This is a genomic window from Sphingopyxis sp. BE259 (assembly GCF_031457495.1).
GTDB lineage: Bacteria > Pseudomonadota > Alphaproteobacteria > Sphingomonadales > Sphingomonadaceae > Sphingopyxis.
The window spans coordinates 2,148,497-2,165,354 of record NZ_JAVDWM010000001.1; the positions used below are offsets into that span (position 1 = coordinate 2,148,497).

Annotated in this window: 15 protein-coding genes; 7 read left to right on the forward strand and 8 right to left on the reverse strand. The window is 65.8% G+C overall.

Translation table 11 applies throughout. The features are described from left to right. Positions 1-75 precede the first annotated feature (75 nt). From J2X44_RS10410 to J2X44_RS10425, 4 genes are all read left to right on the forward strand, one after another. Positions 76-1,401, forward strand: a complete 1,326-nt coding sequence (locus J2X44_RS10410) for an MFS transporter (protein WP_310083444.1) — start codon at positions 76-78, stop codon at positions 1,399-1,401. Between the two features lie 69 nt (positions 1,402-1,470). Then, on the forward strand, positions 1,471-2,676 hold the full coding sequence (locus J2X44_RS10415) for a CoA transferase (protein WP_310249270.1): 1,206 nt from the start codon (positions 1,471-1,473) through the stop codon (positions 2,674-2,676). Between the two features lie 65 nt (positions 2,677-2,741). Next, the gene (locus tag J2X44_RS10420; protein WP_310083450.1) at positions 2,742-3,173 is read left to right on the forward strand and encodes an MAPEG family protein; all 432 of its coding nucleotides are present in this window, start codon (positions 2,742-2,744) and stop codon (positions 3,171-3,173) included. Positions 3,174-3,186: 13 nt separating this feature from the next. Further along, positions 3,187-3,621 carry an MAPEG family protein gene (locus J2X44_RS10425; protein WP_310083452.1) on the forward strand — a complete coding sequence of 145 codons (435 nt, stop codon included), beginning with the start codon at positions 3,187-3,189 and terminating at the stop codon, positions 3,619-3,621. 137 nt (positions 3,622-3,758) lie between these two features. On the opposite strand, the gene J2X44_RS10430 is transcribed toward J2X44_RS10425, so the two are convergent. The 8 genes from J2X44_RS10430 to J2X44_RS10465 all read right to left on the reverse strand — a co-directional run bounded on the left by J2X44_RS10430 (position 3,759) and on the right by J2X44_RS10465 (position 13,661). After that, positions 3,759-4,958, reverse strand: a complete 1,200-nt coding sequence (locus tag J2X44_RS10430; RefSeq protein WP_310083455.1) for a class I SAM-dependent RNA methyltransferase — start codon at positions 4,956-4,958, stop codon at positions 3,759-3,761. A gap of 1 nt (position 4,959) precedes the next feature. Beyond that, entirely contained in the window at positions 4,960-6,327 is a 1,368-nt protein-coding gene (locus tag J2X44_RS10435) for an NAD(P)H-hydrate dehydratase (RefSeq protein WP_310083459.1), read from the reverse strand. A 143-nt stretch (positions 6,328-6,470) separates the two neighbouring features. Next, complete coding sequence (locus J2X44_RS10440) at positions 6,471-6,860, reverse strand: hypothetical protein (RefSeq protein ID WP_310083461.1); 390 nt, start codon at positions 6,858-6,860, stop codon at positions 6,471-6,473. Further along, the gene (gene ilvD / locus J2X44_RS10445) at positions 6,857-8,713 is read right to left on the reverse strand and encodes a dihydroxy-acid dehydratase (RefSeq protein ID WP_310083463.1); all 1,857 of its coding nucleotides are present in this window, start codon (positions 8,711-8,713) and stop codon (positions 6,857-6,859) included. Before ilvD ends, J2X44_RS10440 begins: the two co-directional genes overlap by 4 nt. A gap of 59 nt (positions 8,714-8,772) precedes the next feature. Beyond that, positions 8,773-9,504: an N-formylglutamate amidohydrolase gene (locus J2X44_RS10450; protein WP_310083465.1), complete on the reverse strand. Its 732-nt coding sequence runs from the start codon at positions 9,502-9,504 to the stop codon at positions 8,773-8,775. Continuing rightward, complete coding sequence (locus J2X44_RS10455) at positions 9,501-10,352, reverse strand: 4-(cytidine 5'-diphospho)-2-C-methyl-D-erythritol kinase (protein WP_310083468.1); 852 nt, start codon at positions 10,350-10,352, stop codon at positions 9,501-9,503. Before J2X44_RS10455 ends, J2X44_RS10450 begins: the two co-directional genes overlap by 4 nt. After that, the gene (locus tag J2X44_RS10460) at positions 10,349-11,956 is read right to left on the reverse strand and encodes a hypothetical protein (protein WP_310083471.1); all 1,608 of its coding nucleotides are present in this window, start codon (positions 11,954-11,956) and stop codon (positions 10,349-10,351) included. The genes J2X44_RS10455 and J2X44_RS10460 overlap by 4 nt, the downstream gene beginning before the upstream one ends. 49 nt (positions 11,957-12,005) lie before the next feature. Beyond that, on the reverse strand, positions 12,006-13,661 hold the full coding sequence (locus J2X44_RS10465; protein WP_310083473.1) for an electron transfer flavoprotein-ubiquinone oxidoreductase: 1,656 nt from the start codon (positions 13,659-13,661) through the stop codon (positions 12,006-12,008). 139 nt (positions 13,662-13,800) lie between these two features. On the opposite strand from J2X44_RS10465, the gene J2X44_RS10470 reads away from it, so the two are divergent. The 3 genes from J2X44_RS10470 to moaB are packed head-to-tail and all read left to right on the forward strand — an operon-like array spanning position 13,801 to position 16,852. Beyond that, positions 13,801-14,568: a uracil-DNA glycosylase family protein gene (locus tag J2X44_RS10470; protein WP_310083476.1), complete on the forward strand. Its 768-nt coding sequence runs from the start codon at positions 13,801-13,803 to the stop codon at positions 14,566-14,568. 3 nt (positions 14,569-14,571) lie between these two features. After that, entirely contained in the window at positions 14,572-16,338 is a 1,767-nt protein-coding gene (locus J2X44_RS10475) for a lytic transglycosylase domain-containing protein (protein WP_310083477.1), read from the forward strand. Further along, positions 16,328-16,852, forward strand: coding sequence for a molybdenum cofactor biosynthesis protein B (gene moaB, locus J2X44_RS10480; protein WP_310083480.1), 525 nt, complete (start codon positions 16,328-16,330; stop codon positions 16,850-16,852). Before J2X44_RS10475 ends, moaB begins: the two co-directional genes overlap by 11 nt. The last annotated feature ends 6 nt before the right edge of the window (positions 16,853-16,858 follow it).

Sequence of the window (16,858 nt, forward strand, 5' to 3'; positions counted from 1 at the left end):
CCGACCGATCATGGTAGCCATCCGCCCGGGTGGCGTTCCAGCGCACCAGATGCGGGTCAGACAGCAGCGATATTTATGCAGCCCTTCCACCATCTCCTGATCAACAATCTGGTCGCCAACATCACCAATTTCACGGTGTGGTTCGCGATCACCTTCTGGATATTCCTGGAAACCCTGTCGGTGTTCGCGACGGGGATGATCGCCGGCATCTATCTGGTGCTGACCGGCGCGCTCGGCATCTGGTTCGGCAGCCTGGTCGATCATCACCGCAAACGCAGCATGATGCTGGTCTCCAGCCTGGTCTCACTGGCAATCTATGCCGCGGCGCTCGGCGCCTATGCGCTCGACCCGTCGATCGCCGCCGCGCGGGTGTCCAGCGTGTCCCTGTGGCTATTCGTCCTGTTGACGATGCTCGGCGTCATCGTCGGCAATATCCGCATGATCGCGCTGCCGACGCTGGTTACCCTGCTGGTGCCCGAGGACCGCCGTGACAAGGCGAACGGACTGGTCGGAATGGTCAGCGGTATCGGGTTTCTGACCACCTCGGCGATCAGCGGTTTTCTCATCGCTTGCGGAGGCATGGTTGCGACGCTCGCCTTCGCAATTACCTTCTCGCTCATTGCCGCCCTGCATCTCCTCTTGGTGTCCGTCGACGAGCCGCGCGAAGCGAGCGAGCATGACAAGCCGCGCCGCATCGATCTGATCGGCACGTTTCGCATCGTCACCGCAATCCCTGGCCTGTTCGCGCTGATCCTGTTCGCGGCGTTCAACAATCTGCTCGGCGGCGTCTTCATGGCGCTGATGGACGCCTATGGCCTGTCGCTGATGAAGGTCGAACAATGGGGGCTGCTGTGGGCGTTCGTCTCGTGCGCGTTCATCCTCAGCGGCGCGTTGATCGCCCGCACCGGGCTCGGTGCCAATCCGGTGCGGACCTTGCTGCTGGTCAACCTGATCGTGTGGGCGGTCGCGGCGCTGTTCACCGTACAGTCGTCGATCCTGTTGCTCACCGTCGGCTGCTTCATCTGGCTGTTCCTTGGCCCCTATGCCGAAGCCGCCGAACAGACGACCCTGCAAAAGGTCGTGCCGTTCGAACGGCAAGGGCGGGTTTTCGGCTTTGCCCAGTCGGTCGAACAGGCCGCCTCGCCGCTCACCGCCTTTCTGATCGCGCCGCTGACGCAGTTCATCTTTGTGCCGCTGATGACCAGCGGAGCGGGTGCCGACTTGATCGGCGACTGGTATGGGCGCGGCGCCGAACGCGGCATCGCGATCGTCTTCACCATCACAGGGATACTCGGAGTGATCGCCACGCTCGCCGCCTTCCGGTCGCAATCCTACCGCCGGATTTCGGCCGCTTACGCAGCGGGGGGCACGGGCGCAGACACGCCCACGCCTCCCCAATAATGGCAGGCAATCGCCTCTTCCGTTTCACTTCGAAATCATTCTATCCTTGGCAAAAGAGCAAAGGGAGGGATGCCGCATGGGGGTTGTGATTCGTCGAACAGCGGTGGCATCGGCATGACGATGCTGTCGGGCATCCGCATCATCGACCTGACGACGGTGATCTTCGGCCCCTATGCGACTCAGATGCTCGCCGATCTGGGCGCCGAGGTGATCAAGGTCGAGACCCCCGGCCTTGGCGACATATCGCGCTATCTGGGCAGCGGCGTTCCCGATCCGACGATGGGGTCGATCCATTTGACGGTGAACCGCGGCAAACGCTCGATCGCACTCGACCTCAAGAAACCCGAAGACGCCGCGGTGCTGCGCAATCTGGTCGCGGGCGCCGACGTCTTTTTCCACAATGTCCGCGGCAAGGCGATCGCCAAGCTGGGGTTCGACTATGCCGGATGCCGCGCCATCAAGGACGACATCATCTATGTCCATGGCACCGGCTTTGGGCAGGATGGTCCCTATGCCGATTTGCAGGCCTATGACGATGTCATCCAGGCGGCGACGGGCACGACCAGCCTGTTGCCGCGCGTCGATGGCGATCCCCGCCCGCGCTATTTCCCGTCGCTGATTGCCGACAAGATTGCGGGCCAGTTCGGCGCGCAGGCGATCCTCGCCGCGCTGATCCACAAGCTGCGGACCGGCGAGGGGCAAGCGGTCGAGGTGCCGATGTTCGAATGTTTCGCATCCTTCATGCTGACCGAACATCTGCGCGACGCCGCGCTCGACCCGCCGCTCGGCCCCGCGGGCTATCCGCGCCAGCTCGACCCGACGCGCCAGCCCTTTCCGACCCGCGACGGGTATCTGGCGATCGTCCCTTACACTCCCGAATCGACCGCGCGGCTGATGACGCTGCTTGGCAGCGCGGGGCTGACCGAAACGCCCGAATTCGAAGCCGCCAAGGCGAAGGGCCAGCATATGCCGATCGTCTATAGCGAGATTGCCCGCAAGACCCCGGCCAAGACGACCGCCGAATGGCTTGCGCTGTTCGCAGCGAACGACATCCCGGCGATGGCAGCGCGCGACCTGCAAGACGTCAAGGAGGATCCGCATTTCTCCGCGACCGGCTTCTTCCGCCCCCGCACCCACCCCGACGTCGGCGCGTTCCACGAAATGCAGCCGCCCGTGAAATATGGTGCGGCGCCCGCGCGCGACCTGGGCTTTGCACCGCGGATCGATGGCGACGGCGCGGCGATCCGTGCCGAACTTGCCAACCCGCATAGCTGAACATCGATCATTGCATTGTCCCGCGCGTATCCTAGCATCGCGCGGAAATAATCAGGGGGAACGATATGCCAGAAAATTTGCTGGCGCCCGGCGCGGTGCTCGCGCTGTGGACGCTCATCATGCTCATCTGGGTCGCCGCGACGCGCTTTTCGGCGATGGCCAAGGTCGGAATCGACGTGAAGGCCGCACCGCCCGGCGGTCGCGGCGCCGATCTGGAGGCCGTCCTGCCGCCCGTGACCAACTGGAAATCGCATAATTACACGCATCTGCTCGAACAGCCGACACTGTTTTATGCGGTCATCATCTTTCTGCATCTGTCGGGCGGCAGTACCGACCTGACGCGCGGGCTGGCCTGGGTCTATGTCGTGCTGCGGATCATTCACAGCCTGTGGCAGGCGACGGTCAATCGTATCCCGGTACGCTTTGCCATTTTCGGGCTATCGACATTTTGTCTATTCGCACTTTCGGTGCTGGCGGTGATTGCCACTTTGGGTTGAGGGGGGAAGATATATGGAGACGAATGCGATTTTGGGAGCGGTCGCGACGCTCGCGCTGTGGTCAATGATCATGTGGGTGTGGATGTACGCGACGCGCATCCCGGCGATGAGCCGCGCGAAGATCGATGCGAAGAATCTCGTCGGCACGACCGGTCGCGGCCTCGACGAGGTTTTGCCGCCAGAAGTGCAATGGAAAGCCCATAATTACAATCACTTGATGGAACAACCGACGGTCTTTTACGCCGTCGCGCTGGCGCTCGCGGTCGGCGGGATGGGCGGCGGGCTGAACACCCAGCTTGCGTGGGCCTATGTCGCGCTGCGGATCGTTCACAGCCTGATCCAGGTGACGGTCAACCGCGTCATGTGGCGTTTTCTGGTGTTCGCGCTGGCCAGCCTCGCGCTGCTCGCGCTGTGCGTGCACGCGTTCATGGGGTTTGTGTTGAATTGAGCGCAAACCCCCTCGCTTTTAGGGAGGGGCAGCGAGACTTGGCAGCTTGCTGCCTAGTCGCAGCGAGGGTGGGTCTGAAGTCATGCGCCTTCGGCGGCACCCACCCCTAACCCCTCGCGCAAGCGGGAAGGGTAAAGCTATCGCGAAAACCGCGCCGCCAACTCGACATGCGTCGACCAGCGGAACTGCCCGACCGGCTGCACCCAGTCGAGCGTGTAGCCACCTGCAACGAGCAGTTTGGCATCGCGCGCGAAACTCGCGGGGTTACAGCTGACATAGGCAATGACCGGCGCGTCCGACGCCGCCAGCTGCACCACCTGCTCCTCGGCCCCCGCGCGCGGCGGATCGAGGATCACCGCGCCAAAGCGATTCAATTCCGCGGGGATCAGGGGCCGCCGGAACAGGTCGCGATGTTCGGTGGCGACCAGCGCACCGGCGCGGTTCGCCGCGGCCTTCAGCGCCGCGATCGCATCGCGTGCGCCTTCCGCAGCATAGACCTTGCGCCCCTTCTGGAGCGACAGCGCGAAGGTTCCGACCCCGGCGAACAGATCGGCAATCGCCCCAGCGTCACCGACCGCCCGCGTCACGGCGTCCACTAGCGCCGCCTGCCCAGCGGTCGTCGCCTGCAAAAACGCAAACGCGGGCACCTCGACCGTCATATCGCCAAAGCGCACCGTTGGCGGTTCGGGCTGCCACAGCGTTTCCAGCCCCTGCCCCTGATCGATCGCAAAGCGCGCCAACCTATGCGCGCCCGCGAAATCCTGTAACGCCATCGCGGCGTCGAGCCCCTCGGCCTTGACGCCTTCCAATATCACTTCGACCCCCTGATCGAGCATCTGGAGCTTGACCTTTGTCGGCCGCCGTTGCTGCGCGATTGTCGTCAGCAAGTCGCGCAGCGGCGCGATCAGCGCGAACAATTCGGGCAGCAGCAGCGGGCACTGCCGCATGTCGACGATCTGGTTGCTCTGCGCGGCATTGAACCCGATCGCAACCTGCTTGCCGGTCCGCAGCGCCGTCAGCGCCGCGCGGCGGCGACTCTGCGGTGGCGAAAGATGGGCGGGCAGCACGTCGCCAACCGGCACCTCCTGGCCCGCCAGCGCACCGACCACCCGATCGCGGACAAAATCGGCAAGCGCAGGTTCAGCGACGTGCTGCAACTCGCATCCGCCGCATTTGCCGAAATGGCGGCACGGCGGCTCAGCGCGGTTCGGCCCCGGGATGATGATCCCGTCATAGCGAACGCGGTCGCCCGGCACGCCGCCCGCCACATGGCGACCGTCGGCCGTCACACCATCGCCGCGCGCGGCGATGCGCTCGATCAGCGCAGTTTCGCTCATTTCATTCCCTAACCAGATCGTCGGCGACCAGATCGTCAGCGACAAGGCCGGGGCCTATACGCACGGCCTGCGCGATATGCCACCCCACCGCCGCCACCGCGGCATCGAACGCATCGCCGCCACGCGCCAGCATCGCGCCGCACGCTCCCGCCAGCACATCGCCGGTTCCCGCGGTCGCCAGCCACGGGCTACCCGGCCACGCCCCCACCACACGGCCATCGGGCGCCGCGATGACGGTATCGGCACCTTTGTAGATCACCACCGCCCCCGTTCGCACCGCCGCGGCCTTGGCGCGGTCGATCTTGCTGCCGTATAATTCGGGAAAGGCGCGCGCGAACTCGCCCTCATGCGGGGTCAGGATCGCGCAGCATGGGGTTTCGCACAGCCGCGGCAGAGCTGCGGCAATCGCGGCGGCGTCGAGGACCAGCGGCTTGCCCGAATCGAGCGCCGCCTCGACATCGAACAGCAATTCGTCGCCCGCGGGAAAGCCCGGCCCGATCACCACCGCGCCGACTCGCGGGTCGCTCAACCGTTCGCCAAAGCGCGCGTCGCTTTCGGTGATGATCGCCGACAGCGGCGCCCGTTCGCTGCCTTCCAGCACGACATAGCCCGCGCCCGCGCGCAGCGCCGCTGCGGCTGCCAACCCCGCCGCGCCCGGCATCGGTCCGGCAAAGACCAGCACCATGCCGCGGTTGAACTTGTGGGCTGCCGCGGCGGGCGTTGCGACTGTCGCCGTCGGCAGCGTCCGCATCTTACCCGGCGCGGCAATTCCGATCGGCGCGAGCAGCACCCTGCCGCAGGCGGACGCGGTCGGCAGCAAGACATGCGCCGGTTTCAGCGCGCCCAGCGCCAGGGTGACATGGGCAGCCAACGGCGGCATCCATGCGGAGCCGCCGTCGCTGTCGACCCCGCTCGGGACATCGACGGCGAGGACGCGGTGTCCGGCAAAGCGATGCAGCAAACGGGCCAGATCGTCGGCCAGCGGCCGCGACAAGCCGACGCCGAACAGCGCATCGACGATCAACGGCGCAGCGGCCAGTGCGGCGTCGATCACTTCGACAGGACCGCTCCAAGCGGCGCGCGCGGCCTTCGCCAGATCGGTCGCGGGATCGGCACGCGCCGCCACTCGCACCGCCGCGCCCCGTTCCGCCAAGAGCCCCGCCGCGACATAGCCGTCGCCGCCATTGTTGCCGGGACCGCACAGGATCAGGATCGGCCCGCCCGCCGCCATGCGCCATGCGGTGTCGGCGACTGCCGCCCCCGCGCGCTCCATCAAGTCCGCCAGCGACGTCCCCTGCACCGCGCACGCCGCCTCCGCCTCGCGCATCGCGGCGCTGGTCAGGATCGGGGCGTCAGCGGGAACGGACATGGCGCTCAGACTATCACGGCCAGCGAAAAAGTCGCGATGGAAGCGATCGGCCACCTCAACCCGTCATTGCGAGCGCAGCGAAGCAATCCAGAGCGGCGTAAACCGCTCTGGATTGCTTCGCTGCGCTCGCAATGACGATGTTGCTACTTCGCCCCACCCGTATTCGCGGGCAACCGATAGCGATCATTTCCGACCGCGACCTCGATCATCCCGTCGCCCACGATCGTCACGTTGGCCGGTTCAGCGCCATCGGCCGACACGACACCGCGGCCGTCGGTGGTAATCTGCAAGCGACGGTAGCCGACATTGCCGCGTCCGACGACCAGAACGGCGCCGTCCTGACCGCTCATTTCCTCGACGGTGCAGGTGCGGTCGAACAGCTTGGCGCCTTCCAGCGCACATTCGATCCGGCCGTTCGCTGCCGCGTCACGCGATCCGCGCGCTTCGGCTTCGGCCAAGTCGCCATTGTCGGGTGCACCGCCGCACGCCGCAAGCAGCAGGAACCCAGCGACACACCCCAGTCTTTGCATCATTTGCCCTTCAGCTGCGACAGGTCGCGCACCGCGCCGCGCGCCGCACTCGTCGTCATCGCGGCATAGGCCTGAAGTGCCACCGATATCTTGCGCGGGCGCGGCTTGGCGGGTTGCCAGGCCGAGTCGCCCTTGGCCTCCATCGCCGCCCGCCGCTCAGCCAGCTCGGCATCGGATACGACAAGGTTGATCGTGCGGTTCGGAATATCGATCTCGATCAGATCACCATCCTCGACCAGCCCGATCACACCGCCCTCGGCGGCCTCGGGCGAGGCATGGCCGATCGACAGCCCCGACGTGCCACCCGAAAAACGCCCATCGGTGACGAGCGCGCAGGCGGCGCCCAGCCCCTTCGATTTCAGATAGCTCGTCGGATACAGCATTTCCTGCATCCCCGGCCCGCCCTTCGGCCCTTCGTAGCGGATGACCACAACATCGCCCGCGACGACCTGGCCGGTCAGGATGCCCGCGACCGACGCGTCCTGGCTTTCAAAAACCTTCGCCGGGCCCGAGAATTTCAGGATGCTCTCGTCAACCCCGGCGGTCTTCACGATGCAGCCATCGAGCGCGAGATTGCCCGACAGCACCGCCAGCCCACCGTCCTGGCTGAAGGCATGCTCGGCCGACCGGATCACGCCGCTTGTCCGATCGAGATCGAGCGATTCCCAGCGCCGCTCCTGACTGAACGCGACCTGCGTCGGCACCCCGCCGGGCGCCGCCATGAAGAATTTCTGCACATCGGGGTCGTTGGTCCGCGAAATATCCCATTTGTTCAGCGCATCGCCCAGCGTCGCGCTGTGCACGGTCGGCAGATGCGCGTGGAGCAGGCCGGCGCGCTCAAGCTGGCCGAGGATCGCCATGATCCCGCCCGCGCGGTGGACATCCTCCATGTGCACGTCCGATTTGGCGGGCGCGACCTTCGACAGGCACGGCACCCGGCGCGACAGCCGGTCGATGTCGGTCATGGTAAAATCGACCCCGGCCTCGAACGCCGCGGCGAGCAGATGCAGCACCGTGTTGGTCGATCCGCCCATCGCAATGTCGAGGCTCATGGCATTTTCAAACGCCTCGAAGGTCGCGATATTGCGCGGCAAGACGCTGTCGTCATCCTCTTCATAATGGCGGCGACACATCTCGACGACGATCCGCCCGGCGCGCAGGAACAAATCCTTGCGATCGGCGTGGGTCGCCAGCTGCGACCCGTTGCCCGGCAGCGACAGCCCCAGCGCCTCGGTCAGGCAGTTCATCGAATTGGCGGTGAACATGCCCGAGCAGCTACCACAGGTCGGGCACGCCGCCTGCTCGATCGCGGTGACTTCCTCGTCGGTATAGCTTTCGTCCGCGGCTGCAACCATCGCATCGACCAGATCGAGCGCGACCGTCTTGCCCTTCAGCACGACCTTGCCCGCCTCCATCGGCCCGCCCGACACGAACACTACCGGAATGTTGATACGCAGCGCCGCCATCAACATACCCGGCGTGATCTTGTCGCAATTGGAAATACACACCATCGCGTCGGCGCAATGCGCGTTTACCATATATTCGACCGAGTCCGCGATCAGGTCGCGGCTGGGCAACGAATAGAGCATTCCGTCATGCCCCATAGCGATCCCGTCATCGACCGCGATCGTGTTGAATTCCTTGGCAACGCCGCCCACTGCTTCAATCTCGCGCGCGACCATCTGACCCAGGTCTTTCAGATGGACGTGGCCCGGTACGAACTGGGTAAAGCTGTTGACCACCGCGATGATCGGCTTGCCGAAATCGCTGTCCTTCATTCCGGTAGCGCGCCAAAGGCCGCGCGCGCCGGCCTGATTGCGGCCGTGGGTGGTCGTCCGCGAACGATAAGAAGGCATTTTTATATTTCCTAGAAATAATATTACAATTTTTCACGACAGAAAGCGCCTCTACACGCCTATGTCGCGATGTTCAACGCCACTTTATGGCACATGCGCGCCAGTCGCTTGGCAAACAGTCGCTGTCCCGCGGCATCGCCGACCAGATCCTGCCGCATCTCGATCCCGACATAGGGAATGGCATTGCCCTCGGCATGACGGTTCATCGTCGCGTTGAGCAGCTTCCCCGAATAGGGCAGCTGATCGCCGACAATCAGCCCCTCGGCCGCCAAAGCCGCGATCGCCGCCGCCGCCAGCCGCTCGTCCTCATTATACAGCACCCCGACATGCCAGGGCCGCTCCTGTTCGGGATGCGCTGCCAGCGACGGGGTAAAGCTGTGCAGCGACAGGATCATCGCCGGGCGATACGCCGCGATCGTCGCCTCGATATGCGCGTGATAGGGCCGGAAGAACCGCACAAGCCGCGCCTCGCGCGCAGGATCGTCCAGCGCGTTACCCGGCACCGCATGCCCGTCGCTGGCGATCGGCAGCACCCCCGGTGCGTCCTCCTCGCGGTTACAATCGACCACCAGCCGCGACACGCCGCCGAGGATCGCCGCATCGACTGGGCCGTCCTGCACCAGCAGCGCCGCGACCTCGGCCACGCCGATGTCGACGGCGATATGATTGGAAAGTAATGCTGAATCGATCCCCAAATCAATGTCAGGCGGAACATGGTTCGACGCATGATCGGCGATCAGCAGGAAGCCGCCGGCGCGCGGCGTGCCTAACTGGCGCCACGCTTCGCTCACCGCAGCGTCCCTGCCATCAGCCACCAGTGCGGGTGGCTTTGCGCGAGGCGCGTCGCCGCCGCGTCGCGTTCGGCCAGCGCATCGAACAGCGCAAAACAGGTCGCCCCTGACCCCGACATCCGTGCCAGCCAGGGCCCGAGCGCGCCCAATTCGGTCAGCACATCGACAATGGCGGGGCATTGCGCGATCGCCGCGCGCTGCAAATCGTTGCGCGCCGCCAGCAGCTGCGCGCGGCCCGCCGGATCGCGGAACAATTCCCCGCGGTCGATCCCATCCCACGCGGCGAACACCGGCCCGGTCGCCACCGGCTGGCGCGGGTTGACCAGCAGCACCGGCGTGGCGCCAAGTCGCAGGTCCGGCACCGCGCGCAATTCCTCACCCACGCCAACTCCCAGACAGGTCGCGCTCGCGACGCAGGCGGCAATGTCGGCGCCGAGCGGCGCGATGATCCGCGCCAGCGTCGCATCGCCCAGCTCGGGCAGAAAATGCTGCCGCACGAGCCGCGCCGCCGCCGCCGCATCGGCGGACCCGCCGCCGATCCCCGCCGCAACCGGCAACCGCTTGGTCAGCGTTACCGCCAAGGGTGGCACCCGGTCAGCGCCATAGCGGGCGCGCAGCAAGGCCAGCACCTGCATCACCAGATTGTCGGCGCCCGCGCTCAAGCCCTCGGCAAAATCGCCGACGATCGTCAGCCTGTCCGCGTCGACCACCTCGGCGACCAGGCCATCGCCGCCATCGACAAAGGCGAACAAAGTCTCGATGTCGTGATAGCCGTCGCTGCGTCGCGCCCGCACATGCAGCGCCAGATTGATCTTGGCCCAGCCGGTTTCCTGCATCACCTGTGTCATGGCGCGGTCGTCGCCGGGGTCAGCCCGTCGCGCAGCTTCGCCGCCAGCCGCGTCGCCATGTCCGCCTTGGCCAGCAGCGCCGCAGCGCGCCAGGTGTAGCGCGCCTGAAACCTGCGCCCCGCCTGCCAATAGGCATCGCCCAGATGTTCGACGATCACCGCGTTAGTCGGCTCGCCGCGCTGCGCCTTTTCCAGCAGATCGACCGCGTCATCGGTGCGTCCGGTCAGGAAATAGGCCCAGCCGAGCGAGTCGGTGATGCTCGCATTCTGCGACTCCTGCGCCCACGCCGCCTCGATCCGCGCCAGTGATTGCTCGACATCCTTGCGCCGTTCCAGCGCCGAATAGCCCACAAAATTGAGCACCGCGGCATCGTCGGGGCGAAGCGCCACCGCCTTTTCCATCAGCGGCGCCGCGGCGTCCCACTGATCCGCCTGCAATAGCAATTCGGCGCGCGCGATCAGCAAACTGCCGCGCAGCGCCTGGTCGTCGGCGTCGTCGGCCAAAGCGCCTTCCAGCCGCTCATAGGCGCGCGCCGCCGCCTTGGGATCGTCGGAGCGCCGCGCGACATCGGCCAGCCGGACGAGCAGGCTGCGCGGCGTATCCCGCGCCGCCGCCGCGCGCTCGGCCAGTTTTGCCGCGCCCACCACGTCGCCACCATCGGCGACCAGTTCGGCGCGGCGCATCGCCAGCACCGGCGGCAGCGCCGTTCCGCTATCGCCCAGAAACGCCATTGCATCGGCGCGCTGACCATTGCGATCGAGCGCCTCGACCAATGTCGCCCGCACCGCCCAATCCTGATCGTTCAGCCAAAAGGACGCGCGCGAAAACAGCAGCGGCACCTTCGTGTTGCTGTTCGGGGTCCGCGCCAGCCCATCGCCGAGCAGGCCGAGCCAGTGGGCGACGCCCGCGCGCGCCGTCGATACCGGCTGATCGGGCAGCAGCAGCATCGGATCCTCGCGCTGTCCCGACGCCAGCGCGATCTTCGCGCGCAGGCGGGTAGCCGCATCGCGCTGTCCGGCCCGGTCCAACGTCGCCGCGAGACGCAGGGCGACGAGTTGGCTTGTCCGGTCGGTAAGCACGATATCGTCAGCCAGCGCCGCCGCCGCCCCCGGTCGCTGCGTCGCCAGCTGCACCAGCGCGACCTGCAACCCCAGCGCCGGTTCGGGGCGGGTGCGACTGTTCGCCGCCAGCAAATGCCGTTCGGGCTGCTTCTCGCGCGCGCCCACGTCAATCCAGGCGTTGACGGTCGGCAGGATCAGCCGCGCGATCGTGTCGGCGCCGGTCTTGTCGCCGCGCCCCGACATGATGTCACGCGCCGCCTTCCAGTCTGATCGCCGGATCGCATCGACCATCAGCACCAGTTGGGCATCGAAACGGCGGTCGCCCGCGGTCCATAATTGCAACGCCGCGGTGCGCGCCGCGGCCAGATCGCCGACCTGGATCGCCTGCTCCAAGATCCGCCCGCGCACCCCGGGCAGCCCTGGCGCCAGGCTCGACACGTCGGTCAGCGCTGCCAGCGCCGCGGCGGGCTCGCCGCTCTCCTCGGCCAGCCGCGCGCGGACCAGCGCGTTAAGCGCCGCGCCGCCATCGTCGGCGGCCTGCACCGGCCCCGCCCCCGCGAGTGCACCGACGGCCAGAAAAACCCGTGCGAGCTTACATATTCGGGTAATTGGGGCCTCCGCCGCCTTCGGGGGTGACCCAGTTGATATTCTGGGTCGGATCCTTGATGTCGCACGTCTTGCAATGGACGCAATTCTGCGCGTTGATGACGAATTTGGGATCGCCTGTATCCTCACCGACGATCTCGTAAACCCCGGCGGGACAATAACGCTGCGCGGGTTCGTCGTACAGCGGCAGATTGTATGCGACCGGGATCGACGGGTCTTTCAACTGCAAATGAACCGGCTGGTCTTCCTCATGATTGGTGTTCGACACGAAAACCGACGACAGGCGGTCAAACGTCAGCACCCCGTCGGGCTTGGGATAGTCGGGCTTGGGCATCATGTCGGCGCGGTACAGGCTTTCATTGTCCGGATGATGCTTCATTGTGAACGGGACTTTGATCTTCAGCGTTTCGAGCCACATCGTCATGCCCGACAGCAGCGTCCCCGCCAGATCGCCCCATTTTTCGACGAGCGGCAGCACGTTGCGCACAACGCTCAGCTCTTGCTTGACCCAGCTGTCGTCATACGCCGCCTGATAGGCATCGAGCGTGTCGCTGCCGCGTCCGGCGGTCACCGCCGCGAAAGCCGCTTCGGCCGCCATCATCCCCGATTTCATCGCAGTGTGGGTGCCCTTGATCCGCGGGACGTTCAGGAAACCGGCGCTGTCGCCGATCAGCGCGCCGCCGGGAAAGGCCAGCTTGGGAACCGACTGATATCCTCCATCGCTGATGGCGCGCGCGCCATAGGACACGCGCTTGCCGCCCTTCAGAATCTTCGCGATCTCGGGATGCGTCTTCCACTTCTGCATCTCCTGGAACGGAGAGATGTGCGGATTGCGATAGTTGAGCCAGGTCACGAACCCCAGCGCGACCTGCCCGTTCGCCTGATGATAGAGGAAGCCGCCACCATTGGCATGTTCGTCGAGCGGCCAGCCCTGCGTATGGATGACACGGCCCGGCGCGTGATTTTCGGGATCGATATCCCACAATTCCTTGACCCCAAGGCCATAGACTTGCGGCTCGCAATCGGCGTCGAGCGCGAATTGCGGCTTGAGCATCTTGGTCAGGTGGCCGCGCACGCCTTCACCGAAGAAGGTGTATCTGGCATGGAGTTCCAGCCCCGGCGCATAATCGCCCTTGTGGCTGCCGTCGCGCGCGACGCCCATGTCGCCGGTCGCGACGCCTTTGACCGAACCATCGTCGTTGTAGAGGATTTCAGCCGCCGGAAAGCCGGGGAAGATTTCGACCCCCAGCCCCTCGGCCTGCTCGGCGAGCCAGCGGCAGAGATTACCCAAGCTGCCCGTGTAGGTGCCCTTGTTGTGCATGAAACCGGGGGTGATGAAGTGCGGCACCCCGATCTTCTTGGTCTTGGTCAACACCCAATGCTGGTTGTCGTTGACCGGCACTTCGGCCATCGGACAGCCCGTGTCGCGCCATTCAGGCAGCAGTTCATCGAGCGACTTGGGGTCGATCACCGCCCCCGACAGGATATGCGCGCCGACCTCGGACCCTTTTTCCAGGATACAGACCGACAGTTCGCTGCCCGCCTCGTTCGCCAGCTGTTTCAGCCGGATCGCCGCCGAAAGCCCCGCCGGCCCCGCGCCGACGATGACCACGTCATAGGGCATCGATTCCCGTTCGCTCACCGCAAATACCTTTCTGCCGTCCCAGCGCGGACATTCATCGCGTCCTGCGCTCATTCTGTCACGAATTGCGATGCCCGCCAATTGACGGGTCCGTCAACTGCCTGTTTGAACAAATCACATGGGTGGGTCACAAACAGCCTTGCTGGCGGAAAGCATTGGCGACTGGTGGTCGCTGGCGGGCGTCGATGCGCTGGTCGGCGAAGAACCGGCCGGCTGGCTGGTACTGCCCGCGGCGAATGACGCGGCGGCAGCCAAGCCGAAACCGGCGATCGCGGCCGAACCGGAAGTCGTCCCACTCCCCGCCGTCCTGCAACGTCAGGAAGCGCCGCAACCCGAAGAAACCCGGGGACCGGTCGCGTTTCCGGACGGCTGGGATGATTTTCAACATTGGCTGGCGACGAGCGACGATGTGCCGGGCAGCCAATGGGATGCGCGCCGGGTGCTGCCGGTCGGCCAAGCGGGCGCGCCTTTGATGCTGCTCACCGCATGGCCCGAAATCGACGATCAGCAAGCCGGGGCACTATTTACCGGCGGCGCGGGCCAATTGCTCGACGCGATGCTCCTCGCGATCGGGATGAAGCGCGAAGACTGTTATATGGCGAGCCTTGCGGTCACCCGTCCGGCAGGCGGCCGCTGCGACGGCAAGGATGCGGCGGAACTCGATCGCTTGCTCTGGCATCATCTGCGATTGGCCAGGCCCGGCCGGTTGCTGCTGATCGGCAGCGACATCGTCCGCATGGCGGCGGCAAAAGAATTGCCCGATACGCGCGGGAAGTTACTGGATATTAACCAAGAAGGCGGCAAGGTGGCGATAGTGGCGGTGGCGCATCCGGCGATGCTCCTGGCCCGGCCCGCGCAAAAAGCCGCGGCTTGGGACAGCCTGAAACTGTTCAACCGGGGACGTTGACAGATGAAAATGATGACCAGAAGTTTTTTATCAGCTGCGATTTTTACTGCGGCGATCGCTGCGAACCCCGCGTCGGCGGCCGATGCCAGCAGCCGGGATATGGCGTCGGCGCCGCAAACCGTGCCCGACATACTGACGTCGAAACAGAAGCAACTCTATACGCAGGTGCTGACAGCGATCCGCGGCCAGCGCTGGCCCGACGCCAAGGCGCTGCTCGACGGGTCGGAAGGCGGTCCGCTCACTGATTTCCTGCGCGCCGAACTGCTCACCGCCGCGAACAGCCCGCGCGCCGAAGTCGCCGACATCATGCCGATCCTGTCGCGCTCACCCTATCTGCCGCAGGCCGAACAACTCGGCCGTCTCGCCGCCAAGCGCGGCGCGACCGATTTGCCGACCTTGCCGTCGCAGGCGCGTCTTGCCTGGGCGGGTAGCGCCCCGCGGCGGCTGGGCGCCGATGCGGTCAGCGGCGATCCGGTGGCGTCGGCGCTGACCCGCACGATCCCCGACCGGATCAAGAATGACGATCCCGTCGGCGCCGAGGCGCTGCTGAGTGCGGTCGCCGACCGGCTGACCCCCGAAGCGCGCGACGAATGGCGCCAGAAGGTCGCCTGGTCCTATTATATCGAAAATGACGATGCCAATGCCCTGCGCCTCGCCACCGAATGTTCTGGCGGACGCAGCGCTTGGTCGACGCAGGGGGCGTGGGTTCAGGGGCTTGCCGCGTGGCGCCTGCGCGATTATCCGACCGCGCTTGTCGCTTTCGACCGCGTGGCCAAGGAAGCGCCCGATAATGAGCTGCGCGCGGCGGCTTATTATTGGTCGGCGCGCGCCGCGATCGCCGCCGGACAGCCGGCGTCGGTGCAACCCCGCCTCCGCGCCGCTGCCGCCAACGAAGAAACCTTCTACGGCCTGCTTGCCGCGGAAACCCTGGGCGTCGAAACTAGCAACCAGCGCGAAAATGTCCGCGCCGATCGCAGCGCATGGCGCGCGCTCGCTGAACTGCCCAACGTCCGCGCCGCGATGGCGCTGTCGGAAATTGGCGAGGATAAATATGCCGACGCGCTGCTGCGCCACCAGGCACGGATCGGCGACGCGCGCCAGCATGAGCAGTTGCTCGGCATCGCTGGGGCCCTCAGCCTGCCCGAAACCCAGCTTTATCTCGCGCACAACACCCCGCAGGGACGCAAGCCCGCGGCGCAGTCGCGCTACCCGCAGCCCAGATGGGAGCCCAATGGCGGCTGGAAGGTCGATCCGGCGTTGGTCTTTGCCCACACGCTTCAGGAATCGCGTTTTCAGCGCACCGCGGTCAGCCCGGCGGGTGCCACGGGTTTGATGCAGGTTCGCCCCGGCACCGCGTCCGATCTGGCGCGCTGGGGCGGCGACGGCCGCGGCCCCGGCGACCTCAAGACCCCCGCGGTCAACATGGATTTCGGCCAGCGCTATCTGCAATATCTCAGCAAGGATAGTTCGACCGGCGGGCAATTGCTCAAGGTCATTGCTGCCTATAATGCCGGCCCGACGCCGATCGCGCGCTGGCAGTCCGAAATCCGCGATGGTGGCGACCCGCTGCTGTATATGGAATCGATCCCCTATTGGGAAACGCGCGGCTATGTCGGCATCGTGCTGCGTAATTACTGGATGTACGAAGCGCAGCAGGGCAAACCGTCGGACAGCCGTGCCGCGCTGGCACAGGGCAAAATGCCGCGCTTTCCCGACGGCAAGGATCGTATCCGCCTGACCTGGGCTGGCGGCCTCGCCAATGCCGATTGACGAAAGCCTGACGTTCAAACCGGTCCGCATCGCGCTGCTGACAATTTCGGACAGCCGCAGCGCGGCCGAGGATAGGTCAGGCGACAAGCTGGAGGAATTGCTGACCACCGCAGGTCACACCCTCGCGGCGCGCGCAATCATCAAGGACGAAACCGACCTGATCGTCTCGCGCCTCCACAACTGGATCGACGACCCAGAGGTCGATGTCGTGATCACCACCGGCGGTACCGGCCTGACGGGCCGCGATGTGACGCCCGAGGCGCTGCACCGGCTCGACGGCAAGGACATTCCCGGTTTCGGCGAGCTATTCCGCTGGCTCAGCTACCAGACGATCGGCACCTCGACGATCCAGTCGCGCGCCTGCGCGGTGGTCGCGCGCGGCACCTATATCTTCGCGCTGCCCGGTTCGACCGGCGCGGTGACCGACGCGTGGGAGGGAATTTTGGCGACGCAACTCGACAGTCGGCACCGACCGTGCAACTTCGTCGACCTGATGCCGCGATTGATCGAGTAGGCCGAC